Raw genomic sequence first — 19121 nt, 5'->3', positions numbered from 1 at the left:
GCCGAGCGGGCGGGGCGCCACGGCCCCGCCTCCGCCAGCCACGGCCCGCCCCGGTCGGCGCCCGCGCACATCGGCCCCGGCCCCGCCCCGGTCGGCGCCCGCGCCGGCCGCCCCTCGTCGGCCCGGGACCGGTCGGAACGCGCCCCCGCGGCCGAAACGCCCCCTCAGCCCCGCCCCCGCCCCCTCCAGAGCCCCCGCAGCCCCCCGCTGCCGGTGCGAGCGCCGTCCCCCGTGTCGGCCAGCCGCTTCAGGCCCGGTTCGTCGGTGACCCAGCCGACCAGGCCGAGGGCGCGGGCCAGGGCCAGGTCGCGTTCGGTGTTGACGGTCCAGCCCATCACGTCGATGCCGGCCTGGTGGCAGCGGTCGACGGCCTGCTGGGTGAGCTTGGACAGCTCCAGGCTGACCAGCCGGGCGCCGACGGCCCGCGCGCGGTCGGGGAAGTCCGGGCGGGTGCCGGTGCCGCCGGCCACCAGGACGGTGCGCACGTCGGGCAGCAGGCCCTTGATCTCGACGAGCGCGGAGTCGTGGAAGGAGATCACCGAGACCCGGTCGAGCAGGTCGCGTTCGCGGAGCACCTTGGCGAGCGAGCGGGCGGCGGCGGCGTCCTTGATCTCGGCCTGGATCGGCAACGACGGGCCGACCGCGTCCAGGACCTCCTCGAAGACCGGGATCCGCTCGCCGAGCCCGGCGTCCAGCGCGCGCAGCTCCTCCAGGGTGCGGTCGGCGATCGGGCCGGTGCCGTTCGTCGTGCGGTCGAGCGTGGCGTCGTGCATGACCACCAGCGCGCCGTCCCGGCTCAGGTGCAGATCGAGTTCGATGCCGTCCAGTCCCTCGCGCTCGGCCCGCAGGAAGGAGCGCAGGGTGTTCTCGGGTTCCGCGGCCATGACTCCGCGGTGGCCGAAGGTGAAGAAAGACACGTGCCGTCCTCGCTGTCGCGGTTCCTCCGTCGACGCCTCAGCGTAGTGGGAGGGGCGTGACACGCCGGGCAGCGGTCACCGCGCGTGGTGGCCGGTTCACATCGGCAGGAAAAACACCGGCCGGTGTGAGAAAACGCGCACGTTATTCCCTCAAGGTGCCTCTTGTGCGAGAGAAGCTACCGTTAATACGGTGTCTTAACGCAAGGTTCTCCTGTGGAGGAGGGGTTATGAGGGAAAAGCTTCAGTCGGTGCCCACGGGCGACGATCCGGCCGTCACCGATGGCATCGTCGGTCATCGTGCCTGGGGTGAGCTGAAGGACGCGGTCGAGACCATCCGGCCGTGGCAGTCGAAGGACGGTTCCATCGACTTCTCCGCCGAGGGCGCGCCGGCCAAGGCCGTGGCGGGCGCCGAGCTGGACCGGGTGATCGCGGCGGTCGAGGAGCTGAGCCCGCTGCTGCCGCACGACGCGGACTACCACCGGGCGCTCGTCGCCGACCTGCGCGGCTGGGCCGCCGCCGGCTTCGGGGTGCCGGACTTCCTCGACTCGCTGCTGGCCTTCCAGCCGTCCGCCGACCGGCGCGACGGCCTCCAGCACCTGGTGCTGTTCGCCATGTACACCCAGAACGGCAACCCGGACCGCAATCTTGAGGCGGTCGCGCTGCGCGTCGTGTGGCCCGAATGGCTCAGCGAGCTGGAGCGCACCCGCTACGACAACCCGATGTTCGTGCCGATCACCTTCCAGGACTTCACCAGCGGCTACGACACCAACTCCGCGGTGCTCTTCCCGGAGACCGTCGCGGTCCGCGAGGTGCCGGAACGTTTCACCTGGGGCGGGATCTTCTGCGACCGGGAGGCCGCGCGCTTCCGCCGGGTGACCGAGGCCGCCGTCGCCACCCTCGGCCTGGACCTGCCGCAGGACGCCGCCCGGCTGCTCGCCGACCAGGAGCTGTCCCAGGAGACGTTCGTGCTGTGGGACCTCATCCACGACCGCACCCACAGCCACGGCGACCTGCCGTTCGACCCGTTCATGATCAAGCAGCGGGCACCGTTCTGGATGTACGGCCTGGAGGAGCTGCGCTGCGACCTGACCACCTTCCGGGAGGCGGTCGCGCTGGAGGCGGAGGGCTACCCGCAGGGCCGCAACGTGCAGTACGCGGTCCTGTTCGACCGGATGTTCCGCTTCCCGGTCACCGGTGACCGGGTACGCAACTACGACGGGCTCGGCGGCCAGCTGCTCTTCGCGTACCTGCACAAGCACGGCGCGGTGCGGTGGACCGACAACACCCTGCACATCGACTGGGACCTGGCCACCGAGGTCACCAAGCGGCTGTGCTCCGACATCGAGACGCTCTACCGCGACGGCATCGACCGCCCCAAGCTCAACCACTGGTTCGCCGCCTACGGGCTGGTCGCCGAGTACCTGTCGCCGCACCCCGGCTCGCGGTGGGCCAAGGGGCCGGACGCCCTGGACCTGACCAAGCCGCCGCGCAAGCTCGTCGACGACGTGCTGCCGGACGAGTTCCCGCTCAGCATGTTCTACGAGGCCCTGGCCAAGAAGCTGCGCGCCGTGATCGCCTCGACCCGGGGCATCACCGCGGACAGCGCCGGCACCCGGGCCGCCTGACCGCGTCACCCGGCAGTATCCGCCGCGCCCGCCCCGGGGCGCGGCGGCCGCACCACTGGAACCAGACCGGCCGGCGACGCTCCGGCCCGGGCGAGGAGGCGAGTCGATGACGACGAACGGCGACACCACGCTGGACGGTGCCGTGATCGCGGTAGCGGGTGCGGGCGGCCCGGCCGGCCGGGCGGCGCTGCGCGTACTGGCCGAGGCGGGCGCCAAGGTGGTCGGCGCCGACGCGCAGGCCGACCGGCTCGCGGAGTCCGTCGAGGCGGCCCGGCACGATGCGGGCAGCGCCCGCATCACCGGTGATGTCGTCGATCTGCTGGACCCGCAGGCGGCCCGCGACTGGGCCGACCGCACCGAGAAGCAGTTCGGCCGGGTCGACGGCCTGGTCCACCTGGTGGGCGGCTGGCGCGGCGCCAAGAGCTTCACCGAGACCGACCTCGCGGACTGGACGTTCCTCAACGACCTGCTGATCCGCACCGTCCAGCACACCTCGCTGGCCTTCCACGACGCCCTGCTGCGCAGCGGCAACGGCCGCTTCGTCCTGGTCAGCCAGGCCGGCGCCACCAAGCCGGCGGCCGGGAACGCCGCCTACGCGGCCGCCAAGGCGGCCGCCGAGACCTGGACGCTGGCCATGGCGGACTCCTTCCGCAAGGCGGGGGGAGAGGCCGGGCCGTCCGCGGCTGCTGCCATCATCGTCATCAAGGCCCTGGTGCACGACGAGATGCGCGCCCAGAAGCCCAACGCCAAGTTCGCCGGCTTCACCGACGTCCACGACCTGGCCCGTTCCATCGCGGGCGTGTGGAGCCTGCCCGCCCAGGAAGTGAACGGTAACCGCCAGTGGCTGACGCCCCGACCGTGACAGGTCAGCACCCCGCCAACGCCGTGCGACGGCACGACCCGCAGGTCCGTGCCTTCGCCAGCGACAACTACGCCGGCGCCCATCCGGAGGTACTGGCCGCGCTCGCCGTGGCCAACGGCGGCCACCAGGTCTCCTACGGTGAGGACGCCTACACCGAGCACCTCCAGGACGTCTTCCGCCAGCACTTCGGACCGCGTGCCGAGGCCTTCCCGGTCTTCAACGGCACCGGCGGCAACGTCATCGCCCTGCAATCGGTCACCGAGCGGTACGGCGCGGTGATCTGCCCGGAGTCCGCGCACATCAACACCGACGAGTGCGGCGCGCCGGAGCGGGTCGGCGGCATCAAGCTGACGACCGTGCCCACGCCGGACGGCAAGCTCACCCCGGAGCTGATCGACCGGCAGGCGTTCGGCTTCGACGACGAGCACCGCGCGCAGCCGCAGGCGGTCTCGATCACCCAGACCACCGAACTGGGCACCTGCTACACGCCCGAGGAGATCCGGGCGATCAGCGACCACGCGCACGCCCGCGGCATGGCCGTCCACCTCGACGGCGCCCGGATCTCGAACGCGGCCGCCACCCTCGGGCTGCCGCTGGCCGCCTTCACCACCGACGCCGGGGTGGACATCCTCACCTTCGGCGGTACGAAGAACGGCCTGGTCTTCGGCGAGTGCGTCATCGTGCTCGACCCGGACCGGGTCCGCGCGATGCCGTACCTGCGCAAGATGTCGATGCAGCTGGCGTCCAAGATGCGGTTCGTCTCCGTGCAGTTCGAGGCCCTGCTCACCGACGACCTGTGGCTGCGCTCGGCCACCCACGCCAACGCGATGGCCACCCGGCTGGCCGCGGCGGTCCGCGACATCGACGGGCTCACCGTGCTGCGCCCGGTCCAGGCCAACCAGGTCTTCGCCCGGCTGCCCGCCGAGGCGATCGCCCGGCTCCAGAAGCGCTTCCGCTTCTACGTCTGGGACGAGGCGAAGAGCGAGGTGCGGTGGATGTGCTCCTTCGACACCACCACGGAGGACGTCGACGCCTTCGCCGCCGCCGTCGCCGAGGAGATGGCGGCGCTGGCCTGACCCGCCGGGCCGGCCGTACCGCGCGCCGGGGGCCCACCGCCTCCGGCGCGCGGGACCCGGCCGCAGCGGCCCGCCGACCCGCCTGCGGGCCGTGCGGGCCCGTACGGCAGGGTCGCACCCCCGTGGGGCCGCGCACGCGTGCACGGCCCCACGGGGCCGGGTCACGCCCTGCGCAGGGCCTCCGGCGTCGGCGCGGTGCCGCCCAGGTGGGCCGGCAGCCACCAGCTGTCGTGGGCGTCGCGGGGGCGGGCCGGGTACGCCTGCTGGGCGGACTCCAGCAGTTCCTGCACCCGGGCGCGCAGCCGTTCCGTCAGGGCCCCCAGGTGTTCGCGGCCGGTCATCTCCAGCGGCGCGCCGATCCGCACCATGATGGGGAAGTGGTGCCGTCCCAGGTGCCGGGGGTGGCCCTTGGTCCACAGCCGCTGGGTGCCCCACAGCGCCATCGGCAGCAGCGGCACCCCGGTCTCCTGGGCCATCCGCACCGCGCCGGACTTGAACGACTTCAAGGTGAACGACGGTGAGATGGTCGCCTCCGGGAAGACCCCGACGACCTCGCCGGAACGCAGCGCCCGCAGCGCGTTGTCGTAGGCGTGCTCGCCGCGCTGGCGGTCCACCGGGATGTGCTTCATCGCCCGCATCAGGGGGCCGGAGAGCTTGTGGCGGAAGACGGACTCCTTCGCCATGAACCGCACCAGGCGCTTGGCCGGCGTCGCGGCGAAGCCGGCGAAGACGAAGTCCAGGTAGCTGATGTGGTTGCTGACCAGCACGGCGCCGCCCTCGCGGGGGATGTGTTCGGCGCCGGCGATGTCCAACCGCAGGCCCTGCATGCGGAACATGGTGCGGGCGCACCCGATGACCGGGGGATAGACGAGCTCAGCCATGGTCGGGACACACCTTCGGGTCGGGGCGCGGGGCGATTACCGCCCTGTCAACTCATGGTCTGCCCCTTTCGGTTCCCGCGACGCCCGCCGGCCGCTCCGCGTCCCGTGCGCGGGGGCCCGGGCGCCCGGTCAGGAGGAGAGCGGGGGGCCGCCCGCCCGGCGCAGCAGCAGGTACACCTCGCAGCCCAGGCAGTAGCCGAAGGCGGAGTTGAGGAACGCGGCGGCCAGCGCGCAGCCGGCGGCGGCCTGCCCCAGCCACTGCGGCCCGGCGAAGTAGCCGATGACGCCGATCGCGGCGAAAGCCAGCCCGACGGCCTGGGCGAACCGCGGCGGCGCGGCGTCCTCGGTCTCGGCGGGCGGTCCCAGACGCGGGCGCACCAGCCGGGCGAACAGCACACCGTACGGGGAGCGCCGCACCCCCAGCAGCGCGCCGAGCGCGAAGACCGCGGTCTGCGCCGCCAGCAGCCAGCCGCTGGAGGTGACCAGCACCACCGCGAGCACCACGGTGGTCAGCGCGGCGCCGAACCGGGGGCCGCGCGCGTCGATGGTCTGCGTCGTCATGGCGTCCATCATCGCGTCGTACCGGCGGAACCGGACCGGGGGAATCATTGCGGTCTCGTGAATGCTGGAGTCCAGCGGGAGGATGATGTGACAGGACTGGTGGTGTGTGTCGCGGTGCTGGCCGGGGCGAGTGTCTTCGGCCTGGTGCACCGGGCCCGTTCGGGGAGGATCAGGGTGCGGGGCAAGGACGGCGCGCGACGGCTGACGGCCGGCGACATCGGCGCACCGCTCGGGGAACGGGCGACGCTGGTGCAGTTCTCCAGCGCCTTCTGCTCCCCCTGCCGGGCCACCCGGCGCACGCTGGCCGAGGTGGCCGGCCTGGTCGAAGGCGTCACGCACGTGGAGATCGACGCGGAACAGCACCTGGAACTGGTGCGGGAGCTGTCGATCGTCAAGACCCCGACGGTGCTGGTGCTCGACGGCACCGGCGCCGAGGTGCGGCGGGCGGCCGGCCAGCCCCGCAAGGCCGACGTCATCGCGGCGCTCGGCGCGGCCGTCGGGTGAGCGTGCGAACGCCCGGGGCCGCGGCACCCGGTCCGGTGATCCACGTCCCATCCGGCCGAGCGCCCTTGACGCTGTCCGGCCCGCATCGTCAATCTGACATTATGTCCGGTCCGCCGCTGGGGTCAGCGCCCGCCGCCCGTTCCGCCCGCCCGGCCGCCGGCGCGGCGGTCCGGCGGTGACCGGCTGCCGTACCGCGGGCTCCGCGGATCGCGCCGGCGACCTCGACCCGGCGGTCTTCCGCTCCGTCTTCCGGCGGCACGCCGCCGGCGTCGCGGTGGTGACCGCGGCCGGGGAGCGCCCGGCGGGCTTCACCGCCACCTCGCTGACGTCGGTGGCGGCCACCCCGCCGCTGCTGTCGTTCGGGATCAGCGCGGCCTCGTCCAGCTGGCCGGCGGTGCGTGACGCGCGGTACGTCGGGGTGCACGTGCTGGGGGAGCACCAGGAGGAGCTGGCGGCCACGTTCGCCCGCTCCGGCGCCGACCGGTTCGCGCCGCCCACCCGCTGGCGCACCGGGCCGCACGGCGTGCCGCTGCTGGAGGACGTCAGCGGCTGGCTGGTGTGCCACGTCAGCGCGCGGGTAGCGGCCGGGGACCACCACATCGTGATCGCCGAGGCGGTCGAGGGGGCCGGTGACGGTCCGGGCGGGCCGTTGCTGTATCACCAAGGGGGGTTTCGCCGGCTGCCGGGCCGACGAACCCTCCCGCCCGCGGGCGCATGACCGGCGTACGTCGGGTAGATCACAGTTCACCGGGCTTGAGAGTGGGGAAGGAGCCCGATGTACTGGCGAGTAACATTGCGTTCGAGCACCGTCCCGTCGCTCGCCGAGCCTCGCGGTGCGGGAGCCTATGCTGCCTACAGATGGCAGTTTGACGAGTCGAGCAGCAGGTAGAGGTAGGGAGCAGGCGTGAGCTTGAGGATCGTTGTCTGTGTGAAGTACGTGCCCGACGCCACCGGGGACCGGCACTTCGCCGAGGACCTGACAACCGACCGGGACGCCGTCGACGGCCTGTTGTCCGAGCTGGACGAGTACGCGGTCGAGCAGGCCCTGCAGATCTCCGAGGCGTCCGACGACGCCGAGATCACCGTGGTGACCGTCGGACCGGAGGAAGCCAACAAGGACGGCCTGCGCAAGGCGCTGTCCATGGGTGCCGACAAGGGCGTGCACGTCGTCGACGACGCGCTGCACGGCTCCGACGTGATGGGCACCTCCCTGGTGCTGGCCAAGGCCGTCGAGCACGTCGGGTACGACCTGGTGGTGTGCGGCATGGCCTCCACCGACGGCACGATGGGCGTCCTGCCCGCGCTGCTGGCCGAACGGCTCGGCGTGCCGCAGGTGACGCTGCTGTCCGAGGTCGCGGTCGCCGACGGCCAGGTCACCGGCCGCCGCGACGGTGACACCGCCACCGAGCGGCTCGCCGCGTCGCTGCCCGCCGTCGTGTCGGTCACCGACCAGTCCGGCGAGGCCCGTTACCCGTCGTTCAAGGGCATCATGGCCGCCAAGAAGAAGCCGGTCGAGGAGCTCCAGCTGTCCGACCTGGGCATCGAGGCCGACCTGGTCGGCCTCGGCGGCGCGTGGACCGCGGTCGACAGCGCCGACGCCCGTCCGGCCCGCACCGCCGGCACGATCGTCAAGGACGAGGGCGAGGGCGGCAAGCAGCTCGCGGCCTTCCTCGCGGAGCGCAAGTTCATCTGACGGGCCCGCCGGCCTCCGGCGCGCCCCGCGCGCCGGACCGCCGCCCGACCCCGCCGTCCCCTCGCCCCTCAGATTTCGCAGGAGATCACACCCATGGCTGAAGTCCTCGTCCTCGTCGACCACGTGGACGGTGCCGTCCGCAAGCCGACCCTCGAACTGCTGACCCTGGCCCGCCGCATCGGCGACCCGGTCGCCGTCCACCTCGGCGCCGGTGCCGACACCGCCGCCCCGGTGCTGGCCGAGCACGGTGCCGTCAAGGTGCTGGCCGCCGACGCGCCGGAGTTCGCCGACTACCTGGTGGTGCCGAAGGTCGACGCCCTCAAGGCCGCCTACGACGCCGTCTCGCCGGCCGCCGTCCTGGTCGCCTCCTCCGCCGAGGGCAAGGAGATCGCCGCCCGCCTGGCGCTGCGCATCGGCTCCGGCATCATCACCGACGCCGTCGACCTGGAGGCCGGCGACAACGGCCCGGTCGCCACCCAGTCGGTGTTCGCCGCCGCGTTCACCACCAAGTCCCGCGTCTCGCAGGGCACGCCGGTCATCACCGTCAAGCCCAACTCCGCCCCGGTGGAGTCCGCCCCGGCGGCCGGCACCGTCGAGCAGCTGACGGTCTCCTTCGGCGGGACCGCCACCGGCACCAAGGTCGTCTCGCGCACCCCGCGCGAGTCCACCGGCCGCCCCGACCTGACCGAGGCCGCGATCGTGGTCTCCGGCGGCCGCGGCGTCAACGGTGCCGACAACTTCCACGTCATCGAGGCGCTGGCCGACTCGCTCGGCGCGGCCGTCGGCGCCTCCCGCGCCGCGGTCGACGCCGGCTGGTACCCGCACAGCAACCAGGTGGGCCAGACCGGCAAGCAGGTCTCCCCGCAGCTCTACATCGCCAACGGCATCTCCGGCGCCATCCAGCACCGGGCCGGCATGCAGACCTCGAAGACCATCGTCGCCGTCAACAAGGACGCCGAGGCGCCGATCTTCGACCTCGTCGACTACGGCGTCGTCGGCGACCTGTTCCAGGTCGTCCCGCAGCTGACCGAGGAGGTCACCGCCCGCAAGGGCTGACCCCCGCGCCCACCCGCCACGACGCCCGGCCGCACCCCTGCGGCCGGGCGTCGCGCGTTCCCCGGACCGCCGGTGCGCTCCGCCGGCGTCCCGCGTCCGCCGGGCCGGAGGGCGTGTTGACCGCGCTGACCGGCCCGGTTAGCGTCGTCGGCGGTGTGTCGACCCGCGCAGCGCGAGCCCGAAGGACGGCCCGGATGGAACGCGAGACGGTGAGCACGACCTTCCCCGACGGCCTGCGCGAGGCGGTCGCGGCCGACCTGGCGTCCGTCGACGCCGAACTCGCCCGCCGCTACCCCGGCGACCCCGGCACCCGCCAGCCGGTGCACACCGTCTACGTGCCCGCCGACGCCTTCGACGCCGGCACGGTCGCCTCCTGGGGCCGCCGGGCCCTGGAGACCCTGGACGGGTGCGCGCCGGACGCCGCCGCGCTGGCCGGCCTGCTCGGGCTGCCGGACGCGACGGCCGGGCCGGTGTACGACCGGGTGCGGGCGAAGCTGGCGCGCGAACCGGTGGAGGACCTGCGCGTCGACTTCGAGGACGGCTACGGACTGCGCCCGGACGCCGAGGAGGACGCCGACGCCGCCCGGACCGCCCGCACGCTGGCCCGCGCGGTGGCCGACGGCACCGCGCCGCCGTTCCTCGGGGTGCGGGTGAAGTGCCTGGAGGCCGCCGTCCGCGACCGCGGCATCCGCACGCTGGACGTCTTCCTCACCACGCTGATGGCACACGGCGGCCTGCCCGACGGCCTGACGCTCACCGTGCCGAAGGTCTCCCACCCCCGCCAGGTGGCCGCGGCGGCCCGGCTGCTGGCGGCGTTCGAGACGGCCCACGCGCTGCCGCAGGGACGGCTCGGCTTCGAGATCCAGATCGAGACCACCCAGGCCGTGCTGGGGCCGGACGGCACCGCCACCCTGGCCCGCTTCCTGGCGGCGTCCGACGGCCGCGCGACCGCGCTGCACTACGGCACGTTCGACTACAGCGCCGCCTGCGCGGTCGCCCCGGCCCTCCAGGCGATGGACCATCCGGTGGCCGACTACGCCAAGGCGGTGATGCAGGCCGCCGCCGCGGGCACCGGCGTACGGCTGTCGGACGGGTCCACCAACGTGCTGCCGGTCGGCGACCCCGGCCAGGTCCGCGACGCGGTGCGGCTGCACTACCGGCTGGTGCGCCGCTCGCTGTCGCGTGCCTACTACCAGGGCTGGGACATGCATCCGGGCCACCTGCCCACCCGGTACGCGGCGGTGTACGCCTTCTACCGCGAGGGCCTCGGGGCGGCCGCCGGGCGGCTGGCGGCCTACCTGGACCGCACCGGTTCCGGCGCGGTGCTGGACGAGCCGGCCACCGCCCGCGCGCTCGCCGGCCACCTGCTGCGCGGCACCGACTGCGGCGCGCTGGACGCCGGCGAGGTCGCCGCGGCCACCGGCACCGACCGGGCCGGCCTGGAACGGCTGGCCGGCCGGGCCTGACGGCGTGCCGGGCGGTGGGGTCAGACGACGGTCGGCGCTATCTCCCCGGAGCCACGCGTGATCAGCCGGGCCGGCAGTTCCACCCGGCGCGGCGGCTCGTCGGCGCCGTCGAGCCGGCGGAAGAGCAGGTCGGCGGCGGTGCGGCCGAGCCGGATCGGGTCCTGGGCGACCACCGTCACGCCGGGGCGCAGCAGGTCGGCCAGTTCGAAGTCGTCGAAGCCGATCAGCGCGGCCGGCCGCGGGCAGTCGGCGAGCACCCGGACCGCGGTGACGGTGACCCGGTTGTTGCCCATGAAGAACGCGGTGACCGGCTCGGAACCGCCCAGCATCCGGGCCATCTCGACGCGCACCCGCTCCGGCGTCGTCGGTCCCATCGACACCCAGCCGGCCGCGATCGGCAGCCCGGCCGCCTCCATCGCCTGCCGGTAGCCGCGCACCCGCTCGTCGGCGGTGTGGATGCCGACCTGGTCGCCGATGAAGCCGATCCGCCGGTGGCCGTGCGCGATCAGGTGGGCGACCGCGTCGCGCGAGCCGCCCGCGTTGTCGGTGAGCACGGTGTCGGCGTCGATGTGGCCGGCCGGGCGGTCGACGAAGACCACGGCGACGCCGGCGGCCAGTTCCGGTTCCAGGTAGCGGTGGTCGTCGCCGGCCGGGATGATCACCAGACCGTCGACCCGGCGCGCGCACAGCGCCAGCACGAGTTCCTGCTCGCGCTCCGGCACTTCGGCGCTGGACCCGGTGAACAGCAGGCTGGCGTTGGCCCGCGCGCGGTCCTCCACCGCCCGGCTCAGCGGCGAGTAGAACGGGTCGGCCAGGTCCTCCAGCACCAGCCCGATGCTCGCGGTGCGGCCCTTGCGCAGGATGCGGGCGCTGTCGTTGCGCCGGAAACCCAGGGCGTCGATCGCCGACCGCACCCGCGACTCGGTCTCCGCGGTGACGCCCGGTTCGCCGTTGACGACGCGCGAAACGGTTTTCAGGCCCACCCCGGCCCGGGCCGCCACGTCCTTCATGGTCGGTCGGCTGCCGTAACGGCTGGGCGGCGGCGTCGGTCGCAGGCCGGTGGGGGAGTCGGGCACGGGCGGCCTTCCTGTCGGTGACACCGCGCCGATCGGCGCGGGACGACGCGAGCCCAGGAGCCGGACAACACGGGCTCAGGGTCTGACAACGTGAGCCTAGGGGCTGGACAACGTTGTCAACAAAGGGGAACACTACTCTCGGCGCACTGTTCGCCGACTGTGCCGGCCGGGTGGACCCCGTGCGGGGGGACACCCGGCCGGTACCGGCGTGCGGTGAGCCCCGTGGCCGTGCCCCGGCCCACCGCGTGGCGGGCGCCCGAACGGGCGGACGGCCTCCGGCGCCGGGCGGGGCATCGGCCGCGGAACACCGGCGGCACCAACGCCGCCCAGCACGCGTTGACGACATGTCCGACCGCGGTGGGAAACCGCCGCGGCCCGCCGACGAGGGAGAGACCGACCGATGCAGAGCCAAGGCGCCGCAGCGCAGCCGCCCACCGCCGCCGGGCGGTCCGGCAGAGGCGGCCGACTGGTCGCGGCACTCGACATCGGCGGCACCAAGATCGCCGGAGCCCTGGTCGACGGCGACGGGCGGCTGGTGACCCGGGCCCAGAGCCCCACCCCGGCCGGCCAGGACGGCGCCACCGTCATGCGCGCCGTCCAGCAGGTGGTGGCCGCCCTCATGGCCCACGACGGCTGGCCGCACGTCACCGCGGTCGGCATCGGCAGCGCCGGCCCGGTCAACGCCTCCACCGGCACCGTCAGCCCGGTCAACGTCCCCGGCTGGCGCGACTTCCCGCTGGTCGACGGGGTCCGCGCGATGACCGGACCGCTGCCGGTGACCCTGACCGGCGACGGGGTGGCCATCGCGGCCGCCGAACACTGGCAGGGCGCCGCCCGCGGCTACCGCAACGCCCTGTGCATGGTGGTCTCCACCGGCGTCGGCGGCGGCTTCGTGCTCGGCGGCGTGCTGCACCCCGGCCCCACCGGCAACGCCGGCCACATCGGCCACATCAGCGTCGACGTCGACGGCCCGCTGTGCCCGTGCGGCACGCGCGGCTGCGTGGAACGGCTGGCCAGCGGCCCGAACATCACCCGGTACGCCGTCGAGCACGGCTGGCGTCCGGCGGCCGGCACCGAGCCGTCCACCGCCGCGGTCGCCGCCGCCGCCCGGGCCGGCGACCCGGTCGCCCTCGCCGCGTTCGACCGGGCCGCGAAGGCGCTCGCCGCCGGGATCGCCGCCTGCGCCACGCTGGTGGAGATCGAGGTCGCCGTGATCGGCGGCGGGGTCGCCGGCGCCGGCGACGTCCTGTTCGACCCGCTCCGCTCCCGCCTGCGCGAATACGCCACGCTGTCCTTCGCCGCCGGCGTCCACGTCACCGCCGCCACCCTCGGCACCGACGCCGGCCTGGTGGGCGCCGCCGCGGCCGCCTACGCGGCGGCCGACTCCCGCCTGAACTGACCTGCGCCTGCGCCTGCGCCGCGGGCGTGGGACGCGTCCGGTGGGGGCCGCCGCCGGTGCGACGGGTGGTCGGTACGACGTGCGGCCGCCGGTATCGGCCGGGTGCCTCGCGATGCCTGGACGGCGACGACGGCACGGGCCGGCGGGCGTGAGCCGGCGCCGGCGGGCCGGCGGCGCGGGTGCGCGCCGGTGCCGGAAGGACGCGGCGGAGCGCGCGCGGTGCGAACGTGCGGCGAGGGACGGCGACATCGGACGAAAACGCCCGGAGGCGAGCGAACACCGAAAAGTCCTCCCGGAGGCGAGCGAACACAAAAAAACCGGCCCGCGTTTGCGATCCCCGGCGCTCCGGGCACAGACAATGCGGCGGGGGATACGGAAGAGGGGGCACCGTGATCGTCTGGCTCAACGGCGCGTACGGCGCGGGGAAGACCACGACCGCGCGCGAGCTCGTCGACCTGATACCTACCAGCACGCTCTACGACCCGGAGGCGACCGGGCAGCACCTGCTGTCCGTGCTGCCGGGCGACCGGCTGGAAGACCTCAGCGGCTACCAGGAACTGGCCTCCTGGCGGCGGCTGGTCGTCGACACGGCGGCCGCCCTGCTGAACGAGACCGGCGGGATGCTGATCGTCCCGGCGGCCCTGCTGCGCCAGGAGCACCGCGACGAGGTCTTCGGGGCGCTGGCCGCCCGCGGCATCCCGGTCCGGCACCTTCTGTTGCACGCTGACGAAACGATCCTCCGCAGTCGTGCCAAGCAGCGTGAGGACACGGCCGGCCGCGCCGAGGTCCGGCCGCCGCACGCCTGGAGCCGCGACCACCTGACCGCCTACGAACGCGCGCTGCCCTGGCTGACCCGCGACGCCCACGTCATCGACACCTCCGCGCTGACGGCGCGGCAGACCGCCGCACGCATCAAGGCGGCGGTACGCGACGGGGCGGGGGCCTGCGGCATCGTGCAGACCCCGGCGCCCACCGGGGAGACGCTGGCGGCCGGCGTCCTGATGTTCGACGAGGAGGACCGCGTCCTGCTCGTCGACCCGACCTACAAGCCGGGCTGGGAGTTCCCCGGCGGTGTGGTGGAACGCGGCGAGCCGCCGGCCCGTGCCGCGGTCCGCGAGGTCGCCGAGGAACTGGGACTCGACCTGGCCGCCGGCACCCGCATGCGGCTGCTGGTGGTCGACTGGGAGCCGCCGCGGTCCCCGCGCTACGGCGGGCTGCGCCTGCTGTTCGACGGCGGCACGCTCTCCGCCGACCGCACCGACGAACTCCTGCTGCCGGCCGCCGAACTGCGCGGCTGGCGCTTCGTCACCGAGGAGGAGGCGGCCGACCTGCTGCCCCCGGAACGCTTCGCCCGCCTGCACTGGGCCCTGCGCGCCCGCGCCCTGGGCCGCACGGTCAACCTGGAGGCCGGCGAACCGGTGGTGCCGGAGGGGTGAGGGGGCTCCGTGGGAGGCGTTCCCTGGGTGAGGGGTTCTCCGCGGGAGGCGGTCTCGGCGGGAGGCGTTGCGGGGGTGAGGCGGTGCGCGGGGAGGGCGTTCCGTGCGTGAGGTGTTGCGCGCGCCGGCGTTCGCCGGCCGGGGAGGCCGCCGTTGGTCGTGCGGCCTCCCCGGGGGATCAGGCGTCGGCGGCGGCCTTGTCGGCGGCGTAGTCCAGCAGGAAGCGGGCCTCGGCCAGCGACAGGCGGCGCAGCTCCTCGGGGCTGACGCTCTCGTTGGGCGCGTGGATCTGTGCCTCCGGCTCGTTCAGCCCGATCAGCAGGATCTCGGCGTCCGGATAGAGCGAGGCCAGCGTGTTGCACAGCGGGATCGAACCGCCCTGGCCGGAGATCTGCATCTTCGAGCCGTCGTAGGCCTCGGCCATGGCACGGGCCATCGCGGCGTACGCGGGGCTGGTGGTGTCCGCGCGGAACGGCTGGCCCTGGCCACGCGTGATCACCTCCACCAGCGCGCCCCACGGCGCCGCCGCGCGCAGGTGCGCCGTCAGGGCCTCGCGCACCGCGTCCGCGTCGATGCCCGGCGGGATCCGCACGCTCACCAGGGCCCGGGCCGCCGCCTGTACCGAAGGCGTCGCGCCGACGACCGGCGGGCAGTCGATGCCCATCACGGTCACCGCCGGCCGCGCCCACAGCCGGTCGGCCACGGTGCCGGTGCCGATCAGCCCGACGCCGTCGAGCACCTTGGCGTCCGCCCGGAACGCCTCCTCGTCGTAGGCCAGCCCGTCCCACGTCGCGCCGGACTCCAGGCCGTCGACCGTGGTCGTACCGGTCTCGTCGCGCAGCGAGTCCAGCATCCGGATCAGCGCCGCCAGCGCGTCCGGCGCCGCACCGCCGAACTGCCCGGAGTGCAGGTTGCCCTCCAGCGTGCGGACCCCGACCTCCAGCAGCGTCATGCCGCGCAGCGTCGCGGTCACCGTCGGCAGGCCCACCCGGAAGTTGCCGGTGTCGCCGATCACGATGGCGTCGGCGGCCAGCAGTTCGGGATGCTGCTCGGCGTACCGCTCCAGGCCGCCGGTGCCCTGCTCCTCCGAGCCCTCGACGATCACCTTCACCGTCACCGGGATGCCGCCCAGCTCCCGCAGCGCCCGCAGCGCCGTCAGGTGCATCAGCAGCCCGCCCTTGCAGTCCGCAGCCCCGCGCCCGTACCAGCGCCCGTCGCGCTCGGTCAGCTCGAACGGCGGCGAGAGCCAGGCGGACTCGTCCAGCGGCGGCTGCACGTCGTAATGCGCGTAGAGCAGCACCACCGGCGCGTCCTGCGGTCCGGGCAGCACGCCGTAGACGGACTGCGTGCCGTCCGGGGTGTCCAGCAGCGCGACGTCCTCGAAGCCCTCGGCGCCCAGCGCGTCGACGACCCAGCGCGCGGCCTTCTCGCACTCCTCGCGCGGGAACTGGCGCGGGTCGGCCACCGAACGGTACGAGACGAGTTCGGTCAGTTCCTCCCGCGCCCGGGGCATGAGACGGGCGACCGCTGCGGCGAGGGCCTCCGGCGAGGTCTGTGACATGACGCTCCTCACGGACGGGACCGCGGTCCCAAACGGATTCTTCAGGTCATCTGACTGCTGTTGACCTGCTGGCGATGCTCCCACAGCCTCTCACCCCCCGCCTCCGCCATAGGATGCGGTCAAGGCGGCATCTCGATCAGGAGCGGAACAAGACGTGAGCAGCGACTACGCAAGCCAGGACGGCGAGCCGGAGGACGACGTGGACACCGCGGTGTGGGACGTCGTGGTGGTCGGCGCGGGCCCGGCCGGGGCGAGCGCCGCCTACGCGGCCGCCACGGCCGGACGGCGGGTCCTGCTGCTGGAGAAGGCGGAGCTGCCCCGCTACAAGACCTGCGGCGGCGGCATCATCGGACCGTCCCGGGACTCGCTCCCTCCCGGCTTCGAACTGCCGCTGCGCGACCGGGTGCACGCCGTCACCTTCAGCCTCAACGGCCGGCTCACCCGCACCCGCAAGTCCAACCGCATGCTCTTCGGCCTGGTCAACCGCCCGGAGTTCGACGCCGCCCTGGTCGAGGCCGCCACCAAGGCCGGCGCCGAACTGCGCACCGGGGTGACCGTCACCCGGGTCGAGCAGCACGGCCCCTCGGTGCCGGACCGCCGCACCGTGGCGGTGGTGCTCAGCGGCGGCGAGACCGTCATGGCCCGCGCGGTGGTCGGCGCGGACGGCAGCGCCAGCCGGATAGGCGCCCACGTCGGCGTCAAGCTCGACCAGGTCGACCTCGGCCTGGAGGCGGAGATCCCGGTCCCGGACTCCGTCGCCGAGGACTGGGCGGGCCGGGTGCTCATCGACTGGGGTCCGCTGCCCGGCAGTTACGGCTGGGTCTTCCCCAAGGGCGACACCCTCACCGTCGGCGTGATCTCCGCCCGCGGCCAGGGCGGCGCCACCAAGCGGTACTTCGAGGACTTCACCGCCCGCCTCGGCCTGTCCGGCTTCGAACCCCGGGTCTCCTCCGGCCACTTGACCCGCTGCCGCACCGAGGACTCGCCGCTGTCCCGGGGCCGGGTGCTGGTCTGCGGCGACGCCGCCGGGCTGCTGGAGCCGTGGACCCGCGAGGGCATCTCCTACGCCCTGCGCTCCGGCCGGATGGCGGGGGAGTGGGCGGTCCGCATCGCCGAGGCCCCGGACGCGGTGGACGCGCGGCGCCAGGCGCTCAACTACGCGTTCGCCATCAAGGCCGGACTCGGCGTGGAGATGGCGGTCGGCCGCAAGATGCTCACCCTGTTCGAACGGCGCCCCGCGCTGCTGCACGCGGTCCTCACCTCGTTCCGCCCGGCGTGGAACGCGTTCGTCAAGATCACCCGGGGCTCGACCACACTCGCCGAACTGGTCCGCGACCACCCGCTGGCCGGCCGCGCGCTGTCCTCGGTCGGAGGCGGCGGCGGCTCCTGACCGGCACGGTTTTCGCGATCAACGTGGTCAACGCGGTCAACGCGGTCACTGCGGGCACCGCGGTCAACGGTTGATCCGTGCGGCCAGTCCGTGCGGTCGACCTGCGACGGTCGGTCTGTGCGATCGCTCGTAACGGTCAACTGTTGGGTCAACCCGTGTGGTCAACCTGTGACGGTCAACCCGTGCGGTCAACCCGGGACGGTCGATCCGTACGGTTGAATCCGTGACGGTCAACCCGTGGTGATACGGAAAATCGGGTGCTTGGCGGCGATGGCCCGCAGTTCCTCGTCGGAGGAGTCCGGGCCGACGCCGTCGAAGAACACCCCGACCTCGGCCTTCCACCGCTTGAGGTAGCCGCGCAGGATCGCCGGCTTGTCGTCGTCGGCGACCTCCTCGGCCCGGAACGCCTCGACCCGCCCGCCGCGCCGCAGTTCGCCGCCGCCGGCCACCCGCATGTTCCGGGTCCACTGCACGTGGCCGCGCGGCGCGACCAGGTACCGCCCGCCGTCCAGCGTCAGCGGATTCACCGGCGTGGTGCGCCACTCACCGCTGCTGCGCCCCCGCACCGCCAGCACCTGCGCACCCCACACGTTGACCCCGCGCGCGGTCAGCCAGCTCACGATCGGGTTCATCACCTTCGACGTGAACCGACCCGGCTTCTTCACGTGCAGCCCGGGGGTGGACTGCGCGGGGGAGGCGGCCTTCGTGGGGGCGGTTGCCTTCACGGAGGCGGTGGCCTTCGGGGTCGACGTATTCGTCGGGGTTGCGGTCGGGGCCGAGGGCGCCGCCGCCGTCGGGTTTGCGGTCACGGTCGTCGGGGTCGGGGTCCGGTCGCTCAGGGGCCGCCGGTTCTGAGGTCCGTCGTTCCCGGGCCGGTCGTTCACGCTCTGGCTGTTCCGAGTCCTGCTGTTCGCGTTCTTCGCGGTCTGCTCGCGCATGACGGTCTTCTCTCCCCGCAGGTTGCGAGGAACCCCTCGCACTGTTACGAGAGCGGTGCTCTCTCGTGCGTCCAGTCTCGCACCGCCCGCGCTTCCATGCAAGAGCAGTGCTCTCTAAAGTGACGTCCGCTCCGACGATGGGGTGTTCGCATGCTGCGTTCGGTTGGGGGGAGGGGGCGGTGCCACGATTCCCGTGGGGGAGCCAAGGGCGCCGGAGGGCTGGAGGACCGGCGTGGGGGCGCTGGGTGCGTTGGGCACCGGAGGTGCGGTGCGGGTGCGGCGGGGCGCTGGGTGCGTTGGGCGCACCGGAGGGGCAGTGCGGGTGCGGCGGTGGCGGGGCGTGGGTGGCGGTGGGTCCGGCAGGGCGGCGGCCCGGGATCGCGGTGGGGGAGGTTGGCGCGGGGAGTGGCTGGCCCGGTCGCCGGAAGGGTGCCGCTGGGGTCGCGGTGCGGATGACGGCGTACGACTGGCTGGGGCTGGGGCTGGGGCTGGGGCTGGGGCTGGGGTCGTCGGCGGTAGGCGGGCTGCTGTCGGTGGGCTGCTGTCGGTGGGCGGGCGGCTCTCCCCGCCTGCGCTCCGCTGCGCCCGGCCGGACGCCGGGCGCACGTCGCCGGACAGCGCTCTCCCCGGCTGCGCTCGGCTCCGCCGTGCAGCTCGCCGGCTCCCGCTGCGGCACCGCG

General features: G+C 74.1%; 18 protein-coding genes. 12 read left to right on the top strand and 6 right to left on the bottom strand.

The features are described 5' to 3' along the window. Positions 1-164: 164 nt before the first annotated feature. On the bottom strand, positions 165-917 hold the full coding sequence (locus POF43_RS22010) for a glycerophosphodiester phosphodiesterase (RefSeq protein ID WP_282704706.1): 753 nt from the start codon (positions 915-917) through the stop codon (positions 165-167). Between the two features lie 227 nt (positions 918-1144). Between POF43_RS22010 and POF43_RS22005 the strand changes: the two genes are divergently transcribed. The 3 genes from POF43_RS22005 (at position 1145) to POF43_RS21995 (ending at position 4480) form a co-directional block, all read left to right on the top strand. Continuing rightward, positions 1145-2542, top strand: coding sequence for a DUF6421 family protein (locus POF43_RS22005; protein ID WP_271313793.1), 1398 nt, complete (start codon positions 1145-1147; stop codon positions 2540-2542). 106 nt (positions 2543-2648) lie between these two features. Beyond that, positions 2649-3404 (top strand): SDR family NAD(P)-dependent oxidoreductase, encoded by a 756-nt coding sequence (locus tag POF43_RS22000; protein ID WP_271322856.1) that lies wholly within the window; start codon positions 2649-2651, stop codon positions 3402-3404. After that, a complete protein-coding gene (locus POF43_RS21995; RefSeq protein ID WP_372516104.1) occupies positions 3383-4480 on the top strand; it encodes a threonine aldolase family protein in 1098 nt (365 codons plus the stop codon). The genes POF43_RS22000 and POF43_RS21995 overlap by 22 nt, the downstream gene beginning before the upstream one ends. Positions 4481-4641: 161 nt before the next feature. Here the strand turns inward: POF43_RS21995 and POF43_RS21990 are convergent, their stop codons facing one another. Beyond that, positions 4642-5361 (bottom strand): lysophospholipid acyltransferase family protein, encoded by a 720-nt coding sequence (locus tag POF43_RS21990; protein ID WP_271313790.1) that lies wholly within the window; start codon positions 5359-5361, stop codon positions 4642-4644. A 129-nt stretch (positions 5362-5490) separates the two neighbouring features. Continuing rightward, entirely contained in the window at positions 5491-5922 is a 432-nt protein-coding gene (locus POF43_RS21985) for a DUF4395 domain-containing protein (RefSeq protein WP_271313797.1), read from the bottom strand. Between the two features lie 87 nt (positions 5923-6009). Here POF43_RS21985 and POF43_RS21980 point away from each other — a divergent pair, with 87 nt between their 5' ends. The 5 genes from POF43_RS21980 to POF43_RS21960 all read left to right on the top strand — a co-directional run bounded on the left by POF43_RS21980 (position 6010) and on the right by POF43_RS21960 (position 10641). Further along, complete coding sequence (locus POF43_RS21980; RefSeq protein ID WP_271313789.1) at positions 6010-6426, top strand: thioredoxin family protein; 417 nt, start codon at positions 6010-6012, stop codon at positions 6424-6426. 175 nt (positions 6427-6601) lie between these two features. Further along, positions 6602-7144, top strand: a complete 543-nt coding sequence (locus POF43_RS21975; RefSeq protein ID WP_271313788.1) for a flavin reductase family protein — start codon at positions 6602-6604, stop codon at positions 7142-7144. A gap of 186 nt (positions 7145-7330) precedes the next feature. After that, complete coding sequence (locus POF43_RS21970; protein ID WP_271313787.1) at positions 7331-8119, top strand: electron transfer flavoprotein subunit beta/FixA family protein; 789 nt, start codon at positions 7331-7333, stop codon at positions 8117-8119. Between the two features lie 93 nt (positions 8120-8212). Continuing rightward, complete coding sequence (locus POF43_RS21965; protein WP_271322854.1) at positions 8213-9175, top strand: electron transfer flavoprotein subunit alpha/FixB family protein; 963 nt, start codon at positions 8213-8215, stop codon at positions 9173-9175. Between the two features lie 194 nt (positions 9176-9369). After that, complete coding sequence (locus tag POF43_RS21960) at positions 9370-10641, top strand: DUF6986 family protein (RefSeq protein ID WP_271313785.1); 1272 nt, start codon at positions 9370-9372, stop codon at positions 10639-10641. Positions 10642-10661: 20 nt separating this feature from the next. On the opposite strand, the gene POF43_RS21955 is transcribed toward POF43_RS21960, so the two are convergent. Further along, entirely contained in the window at positions 10662-11651 is a 990-nt protein-coding gene (locus tag POF43_RS21955; protein WP_271313796.1) for a LacI family DNA-binding transcriptional regulator, read from the bottom strand. A gap of 466 nt (positions 11652-12117) precedes the next feature. On the opposite strand from POF43_RS21955, the gene POF43_RS21950 reads away from it, so the two are divergent. Together POF43_RS21950 and POF43_RS21945 are read left to right on the top strand one after the other, a co-directional pair. Then, positions 12118-13116: an ROK family protein gene (locus POF43_RS21950; RefSeq protein WP_271313784.1), complete on the top strand. Its 999-nt coding sequence runs from the start codon at positions 12118-12120 to the stop codon at positions 13114-13116. Between the two features lie 389 nt (positions 13117-13505). Beyond that, on the top strand, positions 13506-14552 hold the full coding sequence (locus POF43_RS21945) for an NUDIX hydrolase (protein ID WP_271313783.1): 1047 nt from the start codon (positions 13506-13508) through the stop codon (positions 14550-14552). Positions 14553-14730: 178 nt separating this feature from the next. Here POF43_RS21945 and POF43_RS21940 read toward each other — a convergent pair whose 3' ends face one another. Beyond that, positions 14731-16113: a dipeptidase gene (locus POF43_RS21940; RefSeq protein ID WP_271313782.1), complete on the bottom strand. Its 1383-nt coding sequence runs from the start codon at positions 16111-16113 to the stop codon at positions 14731-14733. A 154-nt stretch (positions 16114-16267) separates the two neighbouring features. Between POF43_RS21940 and POF43_RS21935 the strand changes: the two genes are divergently transcribed. Continuing rightward, positions 16268-17503: a geranylgeranyl reductase family protein gene (locus POF43_RS21935; RefSeq protein WP_271322853.1), complete on the top strand. Its 1236-nt coding sequence runs from the start codon at positions 16268-16270 to the stop codon at positions 17501-17503. 230 nt (positions 17504-17733) lie between these two features. Here POF43_RS21935 and POF43_RS21930 read toward each other — a convergent pair whose 3' ends face one another. Continuing rightward, positions 17734-18135: a nitroreductase/quinone reductase family protein gene (locus POF43_RS21930; RefSeq protein ID WP_271313795.1), complete on the bottom strand. Its 402-nt coding sequence runs from the start codon at positions 18133-18135 to the stop codon at positions 17734-17736. Positions 18136-18887: 752 nt separating this feature from the next. On the opposite strand from POF43_RS21930, the gene POF43_RS21925 reads away from it, so the two are divergent. Further along, a partial coding sequence (locus POF43_RS21925) for a hypothetical protein (RefSeq protein WP_282704705.1) occupies positions 18888-19121 on the top strand: 234 nt, incomplete at its 3' end.

Origin of the sequence: Streptantibioticus silvisoli (genome assembly GCF_027947535.2) — a bacterium.
GTDB classification, from domain to species: Bacteria; Actinomycetota; Actinomycetes; order Streptomycetales; family Streptomycetaceae; genus Streptantibioticus_C; species Streptantibioticus_C silvisoli.
The sequence above is the reverse complement of the archived record's forward strand: the minus strand, read 5'-3'. Positions and strand labels throughout refer to the sequence as shown.